Genomic DNA, 3,360 nt, shown 5'->3' on the forward strand with positions numbered 1-3,360 from the left:
CGTTCGGACGATCTTTTGATCTTCCGCTTGAAATTCAAGTGACCTTGGAAAGATCGCAGCCGCCACAGCCCTTGGGCGCATTGCGTTATGATCCCTGCTTCCTTCTGAAGCAGAGCTTTTTCTACGAATGTTGCCGTCCCCTTCCGACACACCACCCCCCCTGCCCTCCGTCCTCGTCGGTCCGCTGCTGCGGCGATTGGAAGCCCGGCGGCTGGTGATGTGGCTGGTGGGTTCACGGCCATTGACGTTGACCTTGCGCCTCGACGAGGCTGGCGATCTCGCACTCGACGCCAAGCGCTGCAAGGTGGTGCCGGTGGGGCGGCGGGCTTTCTTGCACTTGATCGACGTGCATCTCGATACCGCCCTGCCGCTGGATGTGACGATTGACTACGACCTGCTGGTGGACGGCACGCCCATCGCCGAATGGGCGCCGCACCTGCTGTACGGCGATGCGAAGTGCCCGAGTTTCATGCTGCATTCGCGCATCGGGCAACTGGTCCATGGCTCCTGCCGCAAACCCCACTACCCGGCCAACGACGGTTTGCTCTGTGTCGACCGACTGTTGGCGCAATCTCCCGAGCAACGGCCGGCGTTGTTGATGATGAGCGGCGACCAGGTGTATGCCGACGATGTCGCCGGGCCGATGTTGCGGGCGATCCATGCCTTGATCGAGCGCCTGGGGTTGTTCGAAGAATGCCTCGAAGGTGCGGTGGTTGAAGACAGCGCAAAGCTTTACCAACACCCCGCCAGTTATTACCACCGTGCAGACTTGCTGCCAGCGCTCGAAAGCAACGAAACCCTGCGTGAACGTTTTTTCGGCGGGGCGCGCAAGCCGATCTTTACCAGCAGCAGCGCCGATAATCACCTGGTGACCTTCGCTGAAGTCATGGCGATGTATTTGCTGGTGTGGTCGCCCGTGCCGTGGACGTTGATCGACCCGCAACCACCCGAATTGACCGCCGAACGACGCCAGCGCTATGACTTGGAACAACAGCGCATCGAGGCCTTCAAGGTCGGCCTTGGCGGCGTGGCCCGGGTGTTCGCGCACCTGTCCTGCTTGATGATCTTCGACGACCACGACATCACCGACGATTGGAATTTATCCGCACAATGGGAGGAAACGGCCTACGGGCATCCGTTCTCCAAGCGCATCATCGGCAACGCGCTGATCGCCTATATGCTCTGCCAGGGCTGGGGCAATAACCCGGACGCGTTTGGCGAGGTGATCCAGCAAACCGTGGCGTTATGCGGCACCGCCGAGGACCGCTATCTCGACAGCGCGCCGCAGGACACGCTGATCGACACGCTGCTCGGTTTCCAGCAATGGCACTACGTGCTGCCGAGCACGCCCGCGCTGGTGGTGCTCGACACCCGTACGCGCCGCTGGCGCAGCGAAAACAACCTCAAGCAGCCGTCGGGCCTGCTGGACTGGGAAGCGCTGAGCGAGCTGCAACAGGAATTGCTGGATCATCCCTCGGCGATCATCGTGTCACCGGCGCCGATCTTCGGCGTGAAACTGATCGAGACCGTGCAGCGGGTGTTCAGTTGGTGCGGTTATCCATTATTGGTGGACGCGGAAAACTGGATGGCCCATCGCGGCGCGGCCCAGGTGATTCTGAATATTTTCCGACACTCACGTACGCCTGGCAGCTACGTGGTGCTCTCGGGTGACGTGCATTATTCCTTCGTCTATGAAGTATTGATCCCACATCGCAAGGGTGGTCCGCGCATCTGGCAGATCACCAGCAGCGGCATCAAGAACGAATTTCCGCCCGCATTGCTGGAATGGTTCGATCGGCTGAACCGCTGGCTCTATTCCCCGCGCTCACCCTTGAACTGGTTCACCAAGCGCCGCAGCATGCGCATCGTCCCCCACGTCCCGGAACACGCCGAAGCCGGCGAGCGCTTGTGGAATTCGGCGGGGATCGGCCAAGTGTTTTTCAATGAGCAGGGGCAACCGGCGGACATCTACCAGCACAACGCCAGCGGGAAGCCGCCGACACGCATGCTGGCGCCGAAGTCTCCCCCGAGCTGATCACTTGCTGGCCGAGGCCATCAACACGCCGAAGGAAAAAAAAGTCAGGCCGGACAATTTACCGACAACGCGAGTGCCTTGGCGCGTGGATAGCCAGCCCCTGGCACGGCTCGCCATCAGCGCATAGCCACTGTGTATGCCGATGACGAGCAGGCCGTAGGACGCCACCAGCAGGAGAAACTGCGTGTAATAGTTGCTGGCCGGCTCAATGAACTGCGGGAACACCGCCAGGAAAAAGAACCCGGCCTTGGGGTTGAGCAGTTGGATCGACAACGCCTCGACAAATCGCCGCCAAGGACGTGAAGGCGTGTCATTGAGGGTCGGAATGAAGGTCTTGGTGTTCCACATCTTCACGCCCAGGTACAGCAGGTAAGCCGCGCCGATGTACTTCAACACGGTGAAGGCCGTCGCCGACGTCGCCAGGATCAAGCCCACGCTGCTGGCCGAGATCCCCGCCACCAGGAAACCGCCCAGGGCGATGCCGAGGATACCGGGCAAGGCGCCACTCCAGCCGTGACGCACCGAGTTGGACAGGGTCAGGACCACGCCCGGGCCAGGGCTGAGGATGGTCAGGGTTGCGAGCAGCAGGAACAATCCATAGCTGGCCATAGTGGCTCCGTTGGCGATTTATGTGTGCAGGCGCAGACACTGTAGACGGATTTCATATTGGCACAGGAAAAATCTGTGGGAGCGAGCTTGCTCGCGATGACGGCCCAACATTCAGCATCTTCATCACCTGACACTCCGTCATCGCGAGCAAGCTCGCTCCTACATGGGGATTGGGTGAGGGTCAGAACGCCAGCTGCAGGCTCTGCTGGCCTTCGAGGCTGAGCAAGAACTGCTTGGCCGCGAGGCCGCCAGCGAAGCCGGTGAGGCTGCCGGACGTGCCGATGACGCGATGGCAGGGGGCGATGATGGAGATCGGGTTGCGTCCATTGGCCGCTCCGACGGCGCGGGTCGCGGTCGGCTGGCCAATCTGGATGGCAATGTCGCGGTAGCTGCGGGTCTCGCCGAATGGGATGGTCAGCAAAGCCTGCCAGACCCGCACCTGGAAATCAGTGCCGGCGAAGTCCAGGTCCAATTCGAAACGGCGGCGCTGACCGGCGAAATACTCCAGCAACTGACGCTCGGTTTCCTTGAGCGTCGGGTGATCGTCGTCCGGCTCCAGCGGCCCGAGGCGCACTCGATTGAGCCGTTCGTTTTCCCACAGGATCGCCGCCAGTTTCGTGCCGCGGGCAACGAGGATCAGTTCGCCGACGGGGGATGGGATGGTTTTGTACAACGGCAACATCGAATGGATTCCTCGACTCACGCGTAATGGCTCT

3 protein-coding genes are annotated in these 3,360 nt (G+C 61.3%); 1 reads left to right on the top strand and 2 read right to left on the bottom strand.

Annotated elements, in window-relative coordinates; translation table 11 throughout:
• The first annotated feature begins 127 nt into the window (after positions 1 to 127).
• Positions 128 to 2,035 carry an alkaline phosphatase D family protein gene (locus OC610_RS23770; protein WP_264431321.1) on the top strand — a complete coding sequence of 636 codons (1,908 nt, stop codon included), beginning with the start codon at positions 128 to 130 and terminating at the stop codon, positions 2,033 to 2,035.
• Here the strand turns inward: OC610_RS23770 and OC610_RS23775 are convergent, their stop codons facing one another.
• Both OC610_RS23775 and OC610_RS23780 read right to left on the bottom strand, forming a co-directional pair.
• Positions 2,036 to 2,644, bottom strand: a complete 609-nt coding sequence (locus OC610_RS23775; protein ID WP_264431322.1) for a LysE family translocator — start codon at positions 2,642 to 2,644, stop codon at positions 2,036 to 2,038. It abuts the gene before it with no gap.
• A gap of 181 nt (positions 2,645 to 2,825) precedes the next feature.
• Positions 2,826 to 3,326 (bottom strand): methylated-DNA--[protein]-cysteine S-methyltransferase, encoded by a 501-nt coding sequence (locus OC610_RS23780; protein ID WP_264431324.1) that lies wholly within the window; start codon positions 3,324 to 3,326, stop codon positions 2,826 to 2,828.
• Positions 3,327 to 3,360 lie beyond the last annotated feature (34 nt).

The organism is Pseudomonas agronomica, from assembly GCF_025917275.1.
Lineage (GTDB): Bacteria > Pseudomonadota > Gammaproteobacteria > Pseudomonadales > Pseudomonadaceae > Aquipseudomonas > Aquipseudomonas agronomica.